Genomic DNA, 20,051 nt, shown 5'->3' on the forward strand with positions numbered 1-20,051 from the left:
CCTTACATTTAACAATTATCTTTAGAGAACAAATAAATCATGGCAATTAGTGGACTTGTAATAACATTTAACGAAGAAAAAAACATTGGAAAATGTTTAGATTCATTATTTCAATATTGTGAAGAAGTAATCATTATAGATTCAAATAGTACAGATAAAACAGTGGAAATAGCTAAAAATAAAGGAGCTAAAGTTTATTCTCAAGCATACCTAGGCGACGGTCCCCAACGAACTTATGGATTACAATATTGTAAAAACGATTGGATTATGAACTTAGATGCTGATGAATTTTTGGATCAAGATGCATTAACTTTCATTTCGAAAAAATCTTATGAGAATAATACTTATGATGCTTATAAATTCAGAGTCAAAAACTTTTTAGGAAATAAGTTAATTAACTTCTCTGGGTGGTATCCTGATTCAAAGATTCGCTTTTTTAATAAAAAAACAGCCTATCCTTCAGATCATATGGCTCACCAACATATTATAGCAACAAATGAAAAGAGCATCAACGTCCATATTTTACACTATGGATGGAGCTCTTATAAACAAGTTATAGACAAAAAAAATCAATACTCTACTTGGGCTGCTCAACAACTTTTTGATGAAGGCAAAAAAGTTTCTTCGTTTAAACCTATTTTAAACGGTATTGTAGCCTTCATTAGATGTTATTTCTTTAAAAAAGGAATTTTTAATGGAATAGATGGTCTTGCATTTGCTCTAATTCAATCTTTCTTTTCTTTTATGAAATATACTAAATTAATTAACTTGCATAAGCAATAAAGCAGCTTTTATTCTGTTACTATTACTAAATACATTCATCATTTAAATTATTACAATGATCAATAAATTGACTCTTTTAATCCCGACTAAAAATGAAGAAGACAAGATTAAACAGTGTATTTTATCTGCTAAAGACATTGTAAGTGAAATTATAGTTATAGATTCTTATAGTCAAGATAATACTGTAAGCATTGCTGAAGGCTTAGGGGCAAAAGTTATACAACGCAAATTTGACAACTTCTCGAATCAAAAGAATTATGCTATACCTCATGCTAAAAATGATTGGATATTATTATTAGATGCAGATGAACAATTAACAGAAGACCTTAAACAAGAGATACAAGTCCTAATAAATAACGATAACATAAATAATCACGAAGCTTATTGGGTATATAGATCGAACTACTTCTTTAATCAACTTATACATTATTCTGGATATCAGAAAGACAAAGTTATCCGTCTATTTAATAAGCACAAATGTTCATATAAAAACTATGTTCATGAGAACTTAGTCGTAGATGGCACTATAGGCTTTTTAAAAAATAAACTATATCATAATACATATAGAGGATTTGACATTCATATTCAAAAACTTAATCAATATGCAACTCTACAAGCAGAGGATTATAATAAACGAACAGGTAAATTAACTCTATATCATTTTATTCTTAAACCAGCGTTTAGATTCTTAAAACACTATTTTATTCAACAAGGATTTAGAGATGGTGTACCAGGATTAATATTATCTGTTTTAAACAGTTACGCAACCTTCCTTAGATATGTAAAACTATGGATGTTAAGAAATGATATCAAATCATAACAAAGAAAGATTATAGAGTTGTCTATAATCTTTCTTTGTTAAAATGAGTTTATTGAATTAAAAATTAAGAGTAAAATATTAAGTTTTAAAATCTTGTTTTTTTAGTCTATTTTTGTGCATTACAACAACAACTAAATATTCTTAACGTAATGATTCATTTCTTCGAAAACCCTTCGAGAAAGTTCTACACTGTACAAGTGGAGAACAACTTATCTAATGAAGATATCCAAAAGTTAAATTGGTTATTTGGCAATGCCAAGCACATTAACGAGAAAACAATCAATGCTAAATTTGTCGGTCCACGCGCTACGATGGTTACTCCATGGAGTACGAATGCAGTAGAGATTACTCAAAATATGGGGATCAATGGAATTATCCGTATTGAAGAGTTTGTAAAAGCTGAAGACAGTGACGCATTTGACCCTATGTTACTACAAGAGTTTGATGCACTTCACCAAGACATCTTTACTATCAACATTGCTCCTGAAGCAATTAACTACATTGAAGACATCGCTAAATACAATGCACAAGAAGGTTTAGCTTTAAATGAAGAAGAAATTACTTACCTAAATGAATTATCTACTAAACTTGGACGTAAGTTAACTGACTCTGAAGTATTCGGATTCTCTCAAGTTAACTCTGAGCACTGTCGTCACAAGATATTTAATGGTACATTCATCATTGATGGAGAAGAACAACCTACTTCCCTATTCAAATTAATTAGAAAAACATCTGAGACAAATCCTAATGATATTGTTTCGGCTTATAAAGATAACGTTGCTTTCATAAAAGGTCCTAAGGTAACCCAGTTTGCTCCTAAATCAGCAGACAAGCCTGACTTCTACGCAGAGACTGAGTTTGACTCTGTGATCTCATTAAAAGCAGAAACGCATAACTTCCCTACTACAGTAGAGCCTTTTAACGGTGCTGCTACTGGATCAGGAGGAGAGATTCGCGACCGTTTAGCTGGTGGACAAGGTTCATTGCCATTAGCAGGTACTGCTATCTATATGACATCATACTCTCGCTTAGAAGAAAACCGCCCTTGGGAACAAGCGATGGACGAAAGAGCGTGGTTATACCAAACTCCTATTGATATCTTAATCAAAGCTTCTAATGGTGCTTCTGACTTTGGTAACAAATTTGGACAACCATTAATCACAGGTTCTATCCTTACATTCGAACATGAAGAAGACGCTCGTAAACTTGGATTTGACAAGGTGATTATGCAAGCTGGAGGTATTGGATATGGTAAACTTGACCAAGCATTAAAACACAAGCCATCTGAAGGTGACCAAGTGGTAATCTTAGGTGGTGAGAACTACAGAATCGGTATGGGAGGTGCAGCAGTATCTTCTGCTAATACAGGTGCTTTTGGTTCAGGTATTGAGTTAAATGCTATCCAACGTTCTAACCCTGAGATGCAAAAACGTGCTGCTAATGCTATCCGTGCGATGGTAGAAGCTGAACACAACCCTATCGTATCTATTCACGATCACGGTGCGGGTGGACACTTAAACTGTCTTTCTGAGTTAGTAGAAGAAACAGGTGGAAACATCAACTTAGATGCTTTACCAGTAGGTGACCCTACTCTATCTGCTAAAGAAATTATTGGTAATGAGTCTCAAGAAAGAATGGGATTAGTTATTGGGCAAAAAGACATCGATACTTTAGCGAAGATTGCTGAGAGAGAACGTGCTCCGATGTACACTGTAGGTGAGATTACAAATGATCACCGCTTTACGATAGAGTCTAAAACTAAAGGTGATAAACCTATGGACTTCGCTATCGAAGATATGTTCGGTAGTTCTCCTAAAACAATCATGGATGATAAAACTATCAACCGTGTATATGCTGATTTAGATTACTCTGTAAACAAAGTAGAAGAATACTTAAACCAATTATTACAATTAGAGGCTGTAGCTTCTAAAGATTGGTTAACAAATAAAGTAGACCGTTGTGTTGGTGGTCGTGTGGCTAAACAACAATGTACTGGCCCATTACAATTGCCATTAAACAACTTAGGTGCTATGGCACTTGATTATAAAGGTAAAGAAGGTATCGCTACTACTGTAGGACACGCTCCTATCGTAGCAATCATAGATCCTGCTGCAGGTAGTAGAAACGCTATCGCAGAGGCTTTATCTAATATCGTTTGGGCTCCCCTAAAAGAAGGTATCAAGAACGTTTCTTTATCTGCTAACTGGATGTGGGCATGTAACAATACTGGAGAAGATGCTCGTCTATACAAAGCCGTAAAAGCTTGTTCAGACTTCGCTATCGAATTAGGAATCAATATCCCTACAGGAAAAGATTCTTTATCGATGAAGCAGAAGTACCCTAATGATGAAGTAATCGCACCTGGTACGGTTATTATCTCTGCAGCGGCTAACTGTACTGATATTACGAAAATAGTAGAACCTACTTTAAAGAAAAATGCTGGTTCTATTTACTATATCAACTTGTCTAAAGATAGCTTCAAATTAGGAGGTTCTTCTTTCGCACAAGTATTAAACAAAATAGGTCAAGAAGTTCCTACTATCACTGATGCTACTTATTTTAAGAATGCATTTAATGCTATTCAAGAATTAGTAGCTAATGAGCAAATCGCTGCTGGACACGATATCGGAAGTGGAGGTTTAGTTACTTCTCTTTTAGAAATGACGTTTGCAGATGTAAACTTAGGAGCTAAGTATGACTTAACTGCTCTTAACGAAAAGGATACTGTAAAAACATTATTCAACGAGAACATCGCACTTATCGTTCAAACAAAAGACGATGCTACTTTAGAACAAGCTTTAGCTGCTAAAGGCGTTATCGCTACTAAGATAGGTACTGTAACTACAGATGAACAAGTATCATTCACTAATGGTGCAGATCACTTTACATTTAACGTGCCTGCTATCAGAGATACTTGGGCTAAAACGTCTTACTTATTAGACCAAAAACAAACGAAGAATAACAAAGCGACAGATCGTTATAACAACTATAAAGTACAACCTTTAAACTTCAGCTTCCCTGCTCAGTTTGACGGTAAAAAACCTGTGGTTGATGCTTCTAAACCAAGACCTAAAGCGGCTATTATCCGCGAGAAAGGTAGTAACTCTGAAAGAGAGGTTGCTAATGCTATGTTCTTAGCTGGTTTTGATGTAAAAGACGTTCACATGACTGACCTTATCTCAGGAAGAGAAACATTAGAAGATATCCAATTTATCGGAGCTGTAGGTGGATTCTCTAACTCTGACGTATTAGGATCTGCTAAAGGTTGGGCTGGTGCTTTTATGTACAACGAGAAAGCAAATACAGCATTGAAAAATTTCTTTGCTCGTCAAGACACTTTATCTGTAGGTATCTGTAATGGATGTCAGCTGTTTATGGAGTTAGAGTTAATCAACCCTGAACACAAAGTACATGGTAAGATGCAACACAATGACTCTCAAAAACACGAGAGTAACTTTACATCTGTAACAATTCAAGAGAACAACTCTATCATGCTTTCTACTTTAGCTGGAAGTACTTTAGGAGTGTGGATTTCACACGGTGAAGGTAAATTCAACTTACCTGAGACAGAAGATCAATACAATATCGTAGCGAAGTACGCTTATGATGCTTACCCTGCTAACCCTAATGGTTCTGACTTTAACACAGCGATGATGTGTGATACTACAGGACGCCATTTAGTAATGATGCCTCATATCGAGCGTTCATTATTCCAATGGCACTGGGCTAACTATCCAGAAGGAAGAAAAGATGAAGTTTCTCCTTGGATGGAAGCATTCGTTAATGCACGCAAGTGGATTGAAGAAAACAACGCTAAATAATCAAATGGCTTATAAATAACAAGAAGGGCTGTCTTAAATAGACAGCCCTTCTTTAGTATATAATAAATTTAAAAAACATTACACTCTTTGATTTAATACATAATTTGAGTTAAACAATTTGAATTGTATATTTAAAAAAATATGCTTTACTATACCTTTAGTCTCTTAACCAACTAAAGAAACTATTATGAAAAAAATTGTAGTACTTATAATTATAGCTATTACAAGTTATAATTTTACAGCATGTTCTAGCGATGATAATGTCCCTTACGAAGTAGCTAATTTTAAAGAGGAAATTATAAAAGAATGGACAATCGAAAAAAAGGAATTTCTTGATAATAAAGGAAAAGTTATTCTAAGTATTGATTACACAAAGAAAAAAAAATGTTCAACTGAAAAATGGACTTTTAACAAAGAAGAAGTTAATCGAAAAATATCTTCTACAAATCAAGCAGGAAATTGTAATGAAACAACAGACAAACTAAGTTACAAAGTAGTTGAACGAGATTTACTTGTCATGGTTCCTTCACAATCTACAAGTACATTTAAAAAAATAGAAATTTCAAATTTCTACCATTATAAAATGCATTTAGTAGAAAAAGTAAATAAAGAAGAAATAACTCTTAGTTTAGATTACCCTAAAGGCACACAAACCATAAAATATACTTTTAAAAGATAACAAAGCCTCCCATTAGGAGGCTTTGTTATTTTATTTCTTCTTTACAAATTCATAAGAAGTATATCTAAAAACTCTTGCTTTATCAGGTGACATAATGGGATTTGCTACCTTGCGTTCATAAGAAGTAGGCACCCCCTTATCAATATAGTAATGCCCTTTTAGTTTAATAAAATAATCAAACTGTTTGTGGTATAAAGTATCACTATCAATTGCCAAGTTTTCAGTACTTGGTTCTATAAAAATACAATCTTTTTCATCTATCTCATACCCTTCTACAAGAAAAGAGGCATCAATAAAATCTGCACAATCACAAGCCCAATTCACATACATCACTTCGATGGTTTCTTCTTTTCTTGAAAGTTGAGAGGGTTGTTTTGAGCGCTCAAGGTAAGAAAGGTAACCAATCCATCCCAAAATCACAGCTACAAAAACTATTAATAATCCTATTACTACCTTTTTTACTTTCATACCTATGCATCTTTAAACAAGTACACTAAGAAACATAATACAATCAATCCTAATAAAACTGCAAAAGCAATCTTCCAAGTACTGTATGGTCGTTCGCCTGTAATTCTACCTGTTACTCCATTGACATAGAAAGTATACTGCTTATTACCATAAGAAAAAGAACTTACATATAAAGGCAAAAGGATATGCTTAAAAGTAATATAGGACAGATCTGTATTCATATTATGTATACGCTGTTCATCTCCCCCTATATTTCTTCTTACACTTTCTCTTTCATATTGATAGACGATATCTCTGGCCTTATCATATCCTTCTTTTAAATCTACTTGGTATTTCTCTGTAATAAACCCGCTTAAATAATCTGGTTTTATCTTTTGTACGCCTTTAGGATCCCAACCTGTAGAGATAGAATTAAGTAAATCCATCTTCAGTGTTTTACTTCCTGTCACTAAGATATCATCATAGAAGTTAGAGACTCTACCACTTACTCTTGACCACGAAACTCTACGTTCTCTTCTTTTATTATCTCCACTACCTACTGTCACATAATAGGCATCTCCACGCTCCCCTCTATAGTCAGTATGAGTTTGCATATCATAGGTCCAAAAAGGTACATATACTCCTCTTAGATTATCCGCAGAGAATATCCCTCTCTGTATTTTATTAGGGGCAAACCATAAATCTTTTATCCACTTCTGTAATATACCTGACACTTGATTCCTATCTACAGCAAAAGGAGATACATACTCCGGCTTAATATATCGTTCTTCGTGTATATCTTGTTCTACTAAAGGATTTGCACAATAAGGGCATGCCATCGACTTCAGGTTCTCATCTACGGTAGAAGTAGCATGACAACTACTGCATTCTACAACCTTCGTAGTACTAAAGCTCTCTTTTTCATAACTCTCCATAAAACTGGCGAAATCATGCTCATTCAAATCTTTTGTCCCCTGCTCTATTTCCTTTACAGTACCACAATACTCACATACTAATGCTTGAGCACTTGGCTTATAGGTCATTGGCCCACCACATGAGCTACATGGTGTAGCTTCTGATGTATTTAATTTTATCTCTTCTCCTGACGACACTTCTTATTCTAATTAAATAGCTATTAACTTTCTCTTTATTCTAATCCTGTACAAAAAAGGTGCTGAAGAAGATTTAAAGCCTCTGAAGCACCTTTGTTTATCGTATTACATATTTGGTAATGGTGGAGGTGTTTGTGCCCATAAAGGGGTCAAATCACCTTGTTCACCTGCTTTTTCCCAATTCGCCATTCCATTTTTCCAAACTAAGGTATCTCTTTGTAACTGTCCATTCGTTGTCATCTGTTTTAATCCTTCTAAATCAAAAGGTCCAGCTTGCTGCCCGTTTAATGCTACAAAATAACTTACTGCTATAGCACCTGGGATAGGTGGAGGAGTATTTGTCATAGGTTGCTGTTGTTGTGTGGTAGTTTGTCCTTGCGCCATTGCTTGTCCAAACTGATTCGCCATAGCAAACCCTGCCCCCATACCTACTCCTGCTCCTGCTACGCCTGATGGGTTATTAGCAGCTGCTTCCATAGCTTTAGCAGCCTTCATCTGCATTAATTTATTTAAATCAACATGATTCAATCTGCTCAACTCAAAGATCTCTTTCTTGATATCTTCAGGCATAGATACATTCTCGATTAAGAACTTCGTAACATCCATACCATAAACTTCGAAATCGTCTTTCATATACGCGAAAATCGCAGTAGACAACTCATTTAAGTTTGCAGCATACGTCTCAATAGGTAAATTAGCCTCACCAATAGAATCCGTAAAACGAGTAACAATAGCACTTCTCAACTGATCATTGATTTGATCTGTTGTAAAGGTTCCTGATGTACCTACGATCTCTTTAATAAACTTACCTGGGTCTGCTATTTTAAATGTATATGTACCAAAAGAACGCACCTCTATCATTCCAAAACGATTATCATTTAGAATAATTGGGTTCTTAGTTCCCCAACGTTGATCGATAAAAGTCTTTGTACTTACAAAGTAAACCTCTGCCTTAAATGGGCTATTAAATCCGTATTTCCATCCTTTTAAAGTTGCTAGGATAGGTAAGTTTTGTGTATTTAAGGTATGTGTACCAGGACTAAAAACATCTGCTAGCTGCCCCTCATTAATAAACACAGCCATTTGTCCTTCGCGAACAACTAACTTTGCATTATTCTTTATCTCGTTTTGATAACGCTCAAAACGGTGTACTATAGTATTCTGAGTTGGGTCTAAGAACTCAATGATATCAATGAATTCTCCTGCTAATTTTTTAAACAAGTTCATATCTTTTCTTTTTCTTATTAGTAGTTATATCTAAGTAAATGTAACAGATTTTATCCTATAATTATCACAAAGTATTCTTTAAAAAACGAAATCACTTATTCATATAACAATACTTTAGAATTTGTATTTATCTATATTTTGAAAAAGATATAATATCTATACAGCAAAAAGACTGTATTTAAATTTATTATCACAAGACCTTATATTACATTTTTTACTATATTTATCTCTATAATTATCAATTAACTTATTATGAATAAGAATCTTAAACATAATAACACTAATACTAAAAGTGGTAAACGTATAGGCAAAATTGAAATCATCAATCCTATAGCGCAATTAGTATTTGATGACAATGCATACATAGAGGTAATCGCTGAAGGTTTTCAATATGCTGATTCACCTTTGTGGATTCAAGCAGAAAACTTATTGCTCTTTACAGACTTCCCCAATAAGAAAATACACTATTGGAAAGAACATTATAACGAGCCTAGAACTTACTTAGAAGCCATCGATTTTATAGGTCAAAACACAAAGAATGGAGACCTAAACTCAAGTGCTTTACACTTTAATAACCAAGGAGAGATTACCCTTTTCCTTTATGGAGAAGATAAAATAGCTAAAATGAGTGCCATTATTAGAGAACCAAAGTTTAACTTCACCTCTTGGATCAATAACCCTCAAAAAATCAAATTAATCAATCCTTCTCACTTTACAGAAGATAACTCTGGTAATATCTATTTTACGGATACAATTCTTACAGAAAGTAAATCAAAACAGAAAAAAACTACTACTTACGGTTTATATAGAATAACAAACAAAAACAAACTAGAATTGCTCTTTCAAAGTGATTTAACACCACAAGGAATAACTTTATCTATTGATAATAAACTTCTCTATATCACCTATTCAGACCAAAAGAAAGACTATCTATATCAGTATAACTTAAATAAAAGCAAAATACAATCAGACACACCTAAAGTATTTGATTACACACCATTCATCAGTGAAATAGAAGATAAACCTAGAGGCATTGAAGTAGATCGATTTGGCAATATATTTACTGCAGGGCCTAATGGTTTATGGATATTCAATAAAGACCTTGAACTAACCGCTCGTGTACACTTCTCAGAACTAGCTACTAATTGTGTATTCTCAGATGACTTTAAGACCTTATATATCACAACTAGCACTAAACTACTCAAACTTAAATTGCGAAACTAAGCACAAAAACAACTGTTTTGGTATTATATTTTACAGTTTGCATTATCTTTGACACCGAATAGAAACATATAATGTATCTATTCAATGATTAAAACAAATAGAACAAATATTAATACACAATGGAAGAGCAATATCAACAAATCTTAGTTAGATATTATAGTGATGTCTTAGAAGAAAATACGGTCGAGACTTTTTGGGGAAAGACCATAGATAAAGAAAAAGGGTTATACCAAGTTGATAATATTCCTTTTTATGGGCCTGATTTTTCATGTGATGATATTATCTATGCAGAATTTGACGAAACAGAAAACACACTTACGTATCGATATGTAGATACTGCTTCAGGAAACTCTACTGTGCAAGTTATCGTTCAAAAAGAAAAATATAACAGAGAAGATCTATACAATGAAATCCTTTATGCAGGTACAGAAATAGAAGTGTGTAGTGAGCAATACTTCGTGATTAACATTCCTAGCAAAACCGACTATCGAAATGTATATGCTATCTTAGGAGCATTAGAAGAAGAAAAAGTAATAGAATTCGCAGAACCTCTATTGTCTCCTAAACACAGTGCTGATTTAAGACAGAAATAATCTTTATTATAATAATACAAAAAAGCCCGACTCATTAGAATCGGGCTTTTTTTATCTTAAATCAAATACTTTTAGAATTGGAAATAAATAAATGGTTGTGGTCCTGCTGTAGCAGTTGCATAAACAATCCAAAACACAAAGCCAAGTACTACTGCCTTTACAAACATTGGCGCAACATTAAACATCTGATGAGGCACTGCCATCCATGACTTAGGTATATAATGCCATACGAATCCAATACCAATCAACATAAACGCATTTTTATACCCCATAGCAATAGTAGTCCAAGCTTCCCAATCAAACTCTATACTTGCAATATTATTGATAACATTTAATGCGGTATCAAAAGAGGTCGCTCTAAAGAATATCCAACAAAACGTTACAAAGTTAAAGGTTAAGAATATAGAGAAAATTCTCCATAAGAAGTGAGGTTTAACTCCTTTTGCTCTAGGAAACAGCTCCATGATAATCTTATGTATCGCTAAAGCAATACCGTGTAAGGCTCCCCACACAATAAAACGCAAACTAGCTCCATGCCATAACCCTCCTAATAACATAGTCGTTAATAGGTTAAAGTTAGTATACATATTTTTCTTTTTGTCTTTTGCTAACAAGAAGGTTAGGCCGAAAACAACAATAGATGCTACAGCTAGAATTAATGGAATAATACTTTCATTCATATAGTAAATCCCCCATCCTAAGATACCTGCAAAGAATAATCCTGGAAAGAAATATCCTCCGAAACTTCCTTTTCTATTTCCTCCTACTGATATGTACAAGAAATCTTTTAACCAAGTAGAAAGCGATATATGCCATCTTCTCCAGAATTCTGTAATAGACATAGACTGATAAGGTACATCAAAGTTAACTGGCAATCTATATCCCATCAACAATGCTATACCAATAGCCATGTCTGAATATCCTGAGAAGTCACAATAAATCTGAATAGCGTACCCATAAGATGCCATTAGATTTTCAAATGCTGTATAACTATTCGGAGCATCGAATACACGATCTACGAAGTTAATAGAGATATAATCAGAAATAACTGCTTTCTTCAATAACCCTCCGATGATTAATAACAACCCTTCATTCACATAATCTCTAGACACATAAATATTCTTATATATCTGTGGCAAGAAGTCTTTTGCACGAACGATAGGCCCCGCAACCAACTGTGGAAAGAACGAAATAAAGAATAAATAATCTAAAAAGTTCTTCGTTGGCTCTATCTCTTTTCTATAAATCTCTATAATATAACTAATAGATTGGAACGTAAAGAAAGAGATCCCTACAGGTAGTATAATATCATCTAAATGCAACTTCGTATTCGCAAAGAAATTAACTCCATCTAAAAAGAAGTTTGTGTACTTAAAGTAACCTAGTAACCCTAAGTTTACAACAATACTAATCGTTAAGAGTAGTTTCTTCTTCGCTGCATTCAAGGTATGATTAATAATATTAGCAAAATAGTAATCCATTAAAGAGGATCCTATCAAGATAATAAAATACATTCCACTAGACTTATAATAAAAGAATAGAGAGAATAAGGTCACATACAATAAACGAATGTGGAAGGTTTTTCTCATCAAGATATAGAAGAGGTAAAACACAATAAATATCCCTAAAAACAAACCTGAGTTAAACAACAAAGGCTCTTTAGGATTAAAAGTAAACCAATTGATTACTTGATCAATAGTTATACTTGGTATTTCAATATTAAATAGACTCATTTAATTAAAAAGCACTATTTTGTTTGACAAATTGGTTATAAGCATCGATAAGAGCCTCATAGAGTAAATCTCCTGTATATTCATACCCTTTCACGGTATAGTGCACAAGATCTTTTGATAGCATTCCGTTCTCTCTTAAACTAGGCAAACCTAGCGTTGCTCCTAGATTATAATATAAATCCCAGATAGCATACTTCCCATCTATTCCATTAATGATTAATTCATTAGATAATTCTGCTGCTACAGTATTAGGCTTATCTTTAGAGAAATAAGATGGTGGAGGTGTAGTCAATAACACACTTGCATGAGGTGCTACTTTCTTTACCTTAGCTAAGAACATATTGACTTGCTCTTGAAAATCTCTTCCACTCATTCTATCAAAGGACTCATTAGTTCCCATAGATACAATTACTAAGTCTGGCTCTAATCCTCTAAGTTGCTTAAAGAACAAATCGTATTTAGTATAATCAGAGAACCTCGCCCCATTCACACCTATTGTATGATATAGTATTCCAGGTTTATCATTCTCTAATACTACACCATTTAGGTCATACGCTTCAGCCTGTTGATTAGAGTAGAAATAGATACGGTCTAGCTCTTCTCCTAACTCAAAGGTATAGAATACGTCATTCTTCTCCCCTGATAGCTCATTAAACATATTATTAGACACCACTACAGATTCCCTCTGCTTAGTAGGAATACTAAGCCTCTTACCCGCATGAATGGTATTCGTCTTCATATTATTCGCTTTCTTAATCTCAGTAATAGTAGTATTATACTTATTAGCGATAGCTCCTAGAGACTCTCCTCTTTTAATCTGATGAGAAATCTTCTTAGGGGCAGTTGATTCTAAGAAAACTTTTTGACTAGCCGTTCCTACATTAAACTCCTTTTTATTAGAAGGTGTAAAAACTTTCATGCGAGAAAAACCATATGAAGCATCACGTACACTAAGCTCTATGACAGCATTACTATTATTTGTAGACAGCGCTATTCCACTTAATCCTACTTGTGCATCTTTTACTGGAAATATGTTTCTGTAACTACTCCATTCTGCATTAGAAGAATACCTAACAAGAGAGTTACCATTAGTCTTAGCTAATTTATAAGGAAAGGCAAATCCCAATCCTCCATTTCCAAATCTATCTTGAAGTAAAGATCTCATTCTTCCACTAAAAAAATCAGCTTGAATATGAGAATCACCTATATGAACAATGTTTATCTTCCCTTCCTTAGAACGAGTCATCTTCTGAACTTTCTCAAAGAAAGTTTTTAATTGTTCTGCGTAATAGATCTTATTTCCTATTCCTTCTTCATTCACATTTTCTACCTCTTCATCACTAAACTCATTAGTAAGAAGTGAATTAACCTGAGCAAAAGAACCAATATGAAATAAAATACCTACAACAAAAACAGCAATTTTATTCCTTTTCATTTTCTATTTTTTGTTTAGAACTATCTTCTCTTACAACAGTTTCTTTATCTGGTTGCTGAAGAGAATCTACTTTCTTAACAGGCACTTGTCCTGCGTGTTTCTTTTTATAATCTGTATACCCCTCTTCTAATCTAGCGAAGATCTTACCTGAGATATCAGAAGCTCCTCTATGATTAAAGTGTGTATAATCTTTATTCGCTTTTGCAGGTACCTCTTCTACCCATTTGACCATAGAACCATTTCCTCCCATAGCCTCGTATAGGTTAAAGAATCCAGCATGAGCTTCCATAGCATATTTTCTCTGTGCCTTCATCAGTGGTTCTACAGCAGCATCTGTCTTCATCACACCTTCTACTTTAGATGATTTATCCGCAGTAGATATTACTAGAATACTAGCATTAGGAAAACATTGTTTTAAATGTTTCACTACATTCCCCATCTTCTTCGTATACCATGAGTAATCTAGAGATCCGTAATTTAAAACATTAGCACCATAGTGTAATACGATTAGACTATAATCTAAATTCTTTTGATACTTCTGCATTAAACTCACTTTAAACAACGATAGTGGCAATCCTGAATTACCTCTACTAGAAAAGTTATCAACCTGCACTCCACCGCCTGCACTAAAGTCTACACCATATATTGGAATAGAATCAGCATGTTTAAATAGTAGTTTAACATCTTTAATATTACCATCAGCTATCTTCAGTTTATTTAATTCTGAACTGACACTTAACTTCTTGACAATAGTATCCTTATTAATAATAACTGCTACTTCTCCTCTTTTATTATTAGAACTTCCATAATAAAGTGTTGGATTATAAAGCATTGTCATATTTTGCATCTTACCTGCTGTATAACTCACCCAAGTAGATTTAACTGTATCTTTCACGAAATACACCTGTCCTGATACCCCAAAAGGCTTCTGAGGTTTTTTGACGTTTAGATAAGACTGCATCTTGAAGTTATTCGAATACTTATGGATAACAGATAATCTAGACTGTGCGGATTCAGACATAATAGGCACATAACCTACTCCCATACCCCCATATTTACTCTGATAATTCTTACGCAGATCTTGCACGATTAAGTCTCCATCAGTCATCGAATCTCCATAGTAAGCGATACGAACACGTCCCCCTTTTTGTTGTTCTAGAGCATATAGTTTAGCAAAGAAATTCTCCAGATACGCCATTCCTTTAAAAGAACTAGATTCTTCATCACTAGTAAACACATCTTCTGGAACGATGATTACATTCTCATCATCTATTCCTGTTTTTTCAGTCTTTAGACTATCTTTAGTTACTAGCTTCTCTTTTTCTATGCCTTCTAGTGCTTCTAACATCAGACTATCCACTACAATATTACTCGTAGGAAGAGCTTCTTCACTAAATAACTTTTTAGGCAAATTTCCTTTAAAGAATAAAAAAAAGCCACTTGCCATTACTATAATGGCAAGTGACTGGTATAGGTATGATTTCTCTACTTTCACAAAAAAATATAAGATTACATTCGGTCTGGTACAGCGATTCCCAATAATGAGAACGCATCCTTAATCACCATTCCTACTTTTTCTGACAATTGTACTCTAAACGCTTTTAATACAGCATCTTCTTCTCCTAGAATAGATACCGTTTGATAAAAAGAGTTATACTCTCTTACTAATTCATATACATAATTAGCTATAAGAGCAGGGCTATGTGTACGAGCAGCATCCTGAATCACTACAGGGAACTCCTCTAATAACTTTAATAATTCTTTCTCTTTAGGATCTAATGTGATTCCTTTTATTTCTGATGTATAATCGAAGTCTGCCTTTCTTAAGATAGATTGGATACGAGCATATGTATATTGAATAAACGGCCCTGTATTCCCTGCAAAATCAACTGATTCTTTAGGGTTAAACATCATTCCTTTACGAGGGTCTACTTTTAGGATAAAGTATTTTAATGCACCTAAGCCTATTGTAGTAAATAGTTGAGTACGCTCTTCTTCAGAGTACCCTTCTAGTTTACCTAATTCTTCTGAGATAGACTTAGCTGTGTCAGTCATTTCTTGGATTAGTTCATCTGCATCTACTACAGTTCCCTCTCTACTCTTCATCTTACCTGATGGCAACTCTACCATTCCATAAGATAAATGATATAAACTCTCAGCCCAGTCAAAACCAAGACGTTTAAGTATTAAAAATAGAACCTTAAAGTGATAATCTTGTTCGTTACCTACAGTATACACCATACCACCTACATCGCCGAAATCATTCACACGCTGTATAGCAGTACCGATATCCTGTGTCATATATACAGAAGTACCGTCTCCACGAAGTACCAACTTCTCGTCTAATCCTTCCTCTGATAAGTCTATCCATACAGAGTTATCCTCTTTTTTGAAGAATACTCCCTGCTCTAGACCTTTCTCTACCTCATCTTTACCTAATAAATAAGTATTGCTCTCGTAGTATACTTTATCGAAGTCTACTCCTAAGTTTTTATACGATACCGCAAAACCATCATAGACCCATTGGTTCATTGTTTTCCACAATTCAATAACCTCAGGTTTATTATGTTCCCAATCTACAAGCATCTGTTTTGCTTCTTTAATGATTGGAGCTTCTTTCTTAGCTTCGTCTTCAGACATACCTTGAGCCATTAATTCTTTGATTTGGCTCTTGTACTCCACGTCAAACTTCACATAGTAGTTTCCTACTAATTTATCTCCCTTAAGTCCAGTAGACTCAGGAGTCTCTCCATTACCATACTTTTGCCAAGCCAACATAGACTTACAGATATGGATACCTCTATCGTTAATGATCTGTGTTTTATAAACTTTTTTACCAGAAGCCTTTAATATCTCAGCTACCGAATATCCTAATAAGTTATTTCTAACGTGACCTAAGTGAAGAGGTTTATTTGTATTAGGAGAAGAATATTCTACTAACACTGACTTATCACCAGGTGTAGGTGTCACATATCCGAAGTGTTCTTCTTTGCGTGTAGCATTAAAGAAATCGATATAGTAACTATCTGAAACGACTAAATTTAAAAATCCTTTTACTACATTAAACCGTTCTATTACAGAAGTATGCTCTACTAAGTACTCACCTATCTTAGTACCGATTTCTACTGGGTTTCCTTTTATCTGTCTTAGAAAAGGAAAGATAACTACAGTAATATCACCCTCAAACTCTTTTCTTGTCGCCTGATACTCAACTTTATCTACAGTAGCACCGTATAATTGTTGAATCGCCTTCTCTATCTGCGGAGTTAAAATCTGATTTAATGTCATTTTGATTAATTTAATTAAAGGAGCAAAGATAATTTATATTTCTTCATTTAAAGAAGAGTATAGAAGGAATTTAAACATTTCCTTTAGAATTTATTACCAATCTCCTCTTAAAAACAACTATCTAAAATACAATATTTTATCTTAAAAAACAACCTCTTTATCTCCTTTAAAACAAACAAAAAATTGTTAAAGCATCTCACATCCTTATCAAAATTCTGCTTACAATATTCATAAAGTAACACCAATCTCCTCACTACTGCTTAAATAAAAAGTCCTCATAAATACAATTACATTCTCCTTGACTATTCAACCTCTTTTCACTTCGCTTATTTCACTACATTTACCCTACCTATTAAATCCTATTTATAATAGTGAAATAAAAAGACCTACATAGCCTAAAACTGATAGTATGAAAAGCATCCTTCTTCCCAACGACTTCATCACTGACGTCACTGAACAGATAACTATATTTGATTATCATACTAAACAGGAGATCTCTAAACAACAAGTAATTTTAAATCAAAACACTTTTAGTTTTTTAGTTGAAGGAACAAAGGAAGTATGGTCTGACAACTCTTTTGAAGCACTAGATAACTCCAAATTCATCCTAATGAAAGCTGGTCATTGTTTAATGACCGAAAAACTATCTAACACTGCTAATTACAGAAGTATCCTCTTGTTCTTTGACAATGAATTGATACTTAACTTTATCTCTAAATACAATATAGAACTAGTAGAAAATAAAAGTACTCACTCTATCCATACTTTTAACTACGATAACTTCAGTAAGCACTTTGTAGAAAGTCTAATGGATATAGCTAAACTCTCCCTTTCTATTCAAAAGAGATTACTAAATATAAAACTAGAAGAGATCATGCTATACCTCACTGAGGTCAATGGAACAGCATTTCTTCAATCCTTTATAACTAACAACAATAATAAAAGTTTAAAGTTCACACAGACAATAGAAAAGAACATCTTAAACAAGCTCACTCTATCTGAGCTAGCCTTTCTGTGCAATATGAGCGTATCTACTTTCAAACGAGAATTTGAAAAACACTATGGTGATTCTCCTAGCAGATGGTTTCAAAACAGAAGATTAGAATATGCACATACCCTACTTACACAGCATACAACTACTGCATCAGAAATCTATCTAAAGGTAGGTTATGAGAATGTATCTAGCTTTATACAAGCGTATAAATCCAAGTATAATATCACACCTAAACAAAGTCAAAAACAATGAGCTTCTAGCAACATTTTTTGACCCAATCCCGCTAACTCCTACTATAGACCTTACTATAAATTTGCCCTAAACATTTAATCATAACACAATGAAAGCTGCAAATTTTATAATCGGGCTAGTACTAACACTATCGACTAGTGTTTTTGGACAGAACACCTTTACATTATCTAGTAAAGATCTAGGTGGAGAAACAACTAAACAACACGAATTTAATGGTTTTGGATGCGATGGAGAGAATCAATCTCCTCAGTTATTTTGGCACAATGCTCCTAAAGATACCAAGAGCTTTGCCATCACGATGTATGATCCTGATGCACCTACGGGAAGTGGTTTTTGGCATTGGGTAGTCTTTGATATTCCTAGCAATATAAACGAACTAGTAACTGATGCAGGAAAAGTCAACTCTCCTCTATTACCTAAAGGTGCTATACAGAGCCTTACAGATTATGGAATAAAAGGTTTTGGTGGACCATGTCCTCCTGTAGATCATGGATATCACCAATACATCATAACAGTACATGCCCTTAAAACGGATAAACTAGGACTAGATGGAAATACTACTACTGCCATTGTAGGTTTTAACTTATGGGCAAACACCATCGCAAAAGCGAGTATTATAGCGTACTATAAACGATAATACATATTTATAAATAAGCAAAGCGACTCCTGATACACCAGAAGTCGCTTTGCTTATTTTTTTATTACAGAGTCCATATACTAACTAATTATTTTATCTACCAACATACCATCTTATCTTCCTCCCATCACCCTAGCTAATACTCTACCTACAGTTTTTTCAAAGCCTTTGCGAACTACATCTGCTCTTTCTTTTTTATCTAACCAACCTGTCATCTCTTTATTGAATGCTCGTTTAGCAGGAACTCTCACATACACCTTCTCTTCTTCCTCTAGCTCCTTATCCATCATAGATCTTCTTACACTATACATCTCTTCGTATCTATCCCTCACAGATGACTTCTGTTTAACCTTAAAATTCGCATAGAACCTCACATCTGCATTTATTAAATAAACTTCAGGACTTCCCTCTAAGTATATTATAGATGCAGGACTCGCAAAGTGAATAGTAGATAGGGCTGACTATCCATACATACAGGGTATTCCTAGTAAAATCAACAAATAAAAACATACTTTACCCATAATGTAATTATATTAACACACAATTAGGGCAATATTCCGATAAGGAAATCAAGAAATAGGTTCTGTAAAAAGGTTAAATCCTGATCGTACTCTCTTACATACCCCTTATCTGGAGACACATCCACAGCTACTCCGTTATTAAACTTAATATTCCTGTTTAATAAACGATATTTATTGTACATCAGTTCTTCTAACTCATATTTCTCTTCATACCTATTAGTCTTAGCAGAAGTATGCTTAGCTCTAAAACTAGTAAAAAATCTCACCTGAGAATCCTCTAAATACATTCTGGGATTACTATTGAGATAAACGATAGAAGCAGAACTAGCAAAACTAGGCTTAGACAGAACAGCCTGCCCATATACCCAAGGCATCCCAATCAGTAATAATAGATATAAATACAGGTTTTTCATAATTTAATATTCTTAGTACACGACAAAATTATTAAACAGTTGATTTTAAGAGAAATAAAGGAAAGGATTATT

General features: G+C 33.9%; 17 protein-coding genes. 8 read left to right on the forward strand and 9 right to left on the reverse strand.

Annotated elements, in window-relative coordinates; translation table 11 throughout:
• The first annotated feature begins 39 nt into the window (after positions 1 to 39).
• The 4 genes from MODO_RS11885 to MODO_RS11900 all read left to right on the forward strand — a co-directional run bounded on the left by MODO_RS11885 (position 40) and on the right by MODO_RS11900 (position 6,103).
• A complete protein-coding gene (locus MODO_RS11885; RefSeq protein WP_006258649.1) occupies positions 40 to 783 on the forward strand; it encodes a glycosyltransferase family 2 protein in 744 nt (247 codons plus the stop codon).
• Between the two features lie 55 nt (positions 784 to 838).
• Entirely contained in the window at positions 839 to 1,603 is a 765-nt protein-coding gene (locus tag MODO_RS11890) for a glycosyltransferase family 2 protein (RefSeq protein WP_006258650.1), read from the forward strand.
• A 149-nt stretch (positions 1,604 to 1,752) separates the two neighbouring features.
• Entirely contained in the window at positions 1,753 to 5,424 is a 3,672-nt protein-coding gene (gene purL / locus MODO_RS11895) for a phosphoribosylformylglycinamidine synthase (RefSeq protein ID WP_006258651.1), read from the forward strand.
• A gap of 187 nt (positions 5,425 to 5,611) precedes the next feature.
• A complete protein-coding gene (locus MODO_RS11900) occupies positions 5,612 to 6,103 on the forward strand; it encodes a hypothetical protein (RefSeq protein ID WP_006258652.1) in 492 nt (163 codons plus the stop codon).
• Positions 6,104 to 6,133: 30 nt separating this feature from the next.
• Here the strand turns inward: MODO_RS11900 and MODO_RS11905 are convergent, their stop codons facing one another.
• The 3 genes from MODO_RS11905 to MODO_RS11915 form a co-directional block, all read right to left on the reverse strand.
• Positions 6,134 to 6,571, reverse strand: coding sequence for a hypothetical protein (locus tag MODO_RS11905; protein ID WP_006258653.1), 438 nt, complete (start codon positions 6,569 to 6,571; stop codon positions 6,134 to 6,136).
• 2 nt (positions 6,572 to 6,573) lie between these two features.
• On the reverse strand, positions 6,574 to 7,662 hold the full coding sequence (locus MODO_RS11910) for a TFIIB-type zinc ribbon-containing protein (RefSeq protein WP_006258654.1): 1,089 nt from the start codon (positions 7,660 to 7,662) through the stop codon (positions 6,574 to 6,576).
• A 105-nt stretch (positions 7,663 to 7,767) separates the two neighbouring features.
• A complete protein-coding gene (locus tag MODO_RS11915; protein WP_006258655.1) occupies positions 7,768 to 8,889 on the reverse strand; it encodes an SPFH domain-containing protein in 1,122 nt (373 codons plus the stop codon).
• 252 nt (positions 8,890 to 9,141) lie between these two features.
• Here MODO_RS11915 and MODO_RS11920 point away from each other — a divergent pair, with 252 nt between their 5' ends.
• Complete coding sequence (locus MODO_RS11920; protein WP_006258656.1) at positions 9,142 to 10,113, forward strand: SMP-30/gluconolactonase/LRE family protein; 972 nt, start codon at positions 9,142 to 9,144, stop codon at positions 10,111 to 10,113.
• Between the two features lie 119 nt (positions 10,114 to 10,232).
• Complete coding sequence (locus tag MODO_RS11925) at positions 10,233 to 10,706, forward strand: DUF4265 domain-containing protein (RefSeq protein WP_006258657.1); 474 nt, start codon at positions 10,233 to 10,235, stop codon at positions 10,704 to 10,706.
• 71 nt (positions 10,707 to 10,777) lie between these two features.
• Here MODO_RS11925 and MODO_RS11930 read toward each other — a convergent pair whose 3' ends face one another.
• The 4 genes from MODO_RS11930 to argS form a co-directional block, all read right to left on the reverse strand.
• Positions 10,778 to 12,439 carry an MBOAT family O-acyltransferase gene (locus MODO_RS11930; RefSeq protein ID WP_006258658.1) on the reverse strand — a complete coding sequence of 554 codons (1,662 nt, stop codon included), beginning with the start codon at positions 12,437 to 12,439 and terminating at the stop codon, positions 10,778 to 10,780.
• A 4-nt stretch (positions 12,440 to 12,443) separates the two neighbouring features.
• Positions 12,444 to 13,874, reverse strand: a complete 1,431-nt coding sequence (locus MODO_RS11935) for a LysM peptidoglycan-binding domain-containing protein (protein ID WP_006258659.1) — start codon at positions 13,872 to 13,874, stop codon at positions 12,444 to 12,446.
• Positions 13,861 to 15,321 carry an SGNH/GDSL hydrolase family protein gene (locus tag MODO_RS11940; RefSeq protein WP_006258660.1) on the reverse strand — a complete coding sequence of 487 codons (1,461 nt, stop codon included), beginning with the start codon at positions 15,319 to 15,321 and terminating at the stop codon, positions 13,861 to 13,863. Before MODO_RS11940 ends, MODO_RS11935 begins: the two co-directional genes overlap by 14 nt.
• A 62-nt stretch (positions 15,322 to 15,383) precedes the next feature.
• The gene (gene argS, locus MODO_RS11945; RefSeq protein WP_006258661.1) at positions 15,384 to 17,162 is read right to left on the reverse strand and encodes an arginine--tRNA ligase; all 1,779 of its coding nucleotides are present in this window, start codon (positions 17,160 to 17,162) and stop codon (positions 15,384 to 15,386) included.
• Positions 17,163 to 17,571: 409 nt separating this feature from the next.
• Here argS and MODO_RS11950 point away from each other — a divergent pair, with 409 nt between their 5' ends.
• Positions 17,572 to 18,408, forward strand: a complete 837-nt coding sequence (locus MODO_RS11950) for a helix-turn-helix domain-containing protein (RefSeq protein WP_006258662.1) — start codon at positions 17,572 to 17,574, stop codon at positions 18,406 to 18,408.
• 88 nt (positions 18,409 to 18,496) lie between these two features.
• Positions 18,497 to 19,045, forward strand: a complete 549-nt coding sequence (locus MODO_RS11955) for a YbhB/YbcL family Raf kinase inhibitor-like protein (RefSeq protein WP_006258663.1) — start codon at positions 18,497 to 18,499, stop codon at positions 19,043 to 19,045.
• Between the two features lie 113 nt (positions 19,046 to 19,158).
• On the opposite strand, the gene MODO_RS11960 is transcribed toward MODO_RS11955, so the two are convergent.
• Both MODO_RS11960 and MODO_RS11965 read right to left on the reverse strand, forming a co-directional pair.
• Positions 19,159 to 19,377: a hypothetical protein gene (locus MODO_RS11960; protein WP_230456745.1), complete on the reverse strand. Its 219-nt coding sequence runs from the start codon at positions 19,375 to 19,377 to the stop codon at positions 19,159 to 19,161.
• A gap of 212 nt (positions 19,378 to 19,589) precedes the next feature.
• Positions 19,590 to 19,979: a hypothetical protein gene (locus tag MODO_RS11965; protein ID WP_006258665.1), complete on the reverse strand. Its 390-nt coding sequence runs from the start codon at positions 19,977 to 19,979 to the stop codon at positions 19,590 to 19,592.
• Positions 19,980 to 20,051: the final 72 nt, after the last annotated feature.

Origin of the sequence: Myroides odoratimimus (assembly GCF_001485415.1) — a bacterium.
Taxonomy (GTDB): domain Bacteria; phylum Bacteroidota; class Bacteroidia; order Flavobacteriales; family Flavobacteriaceae; genus Flavobacterium; species Flavobacterium odoratimimum.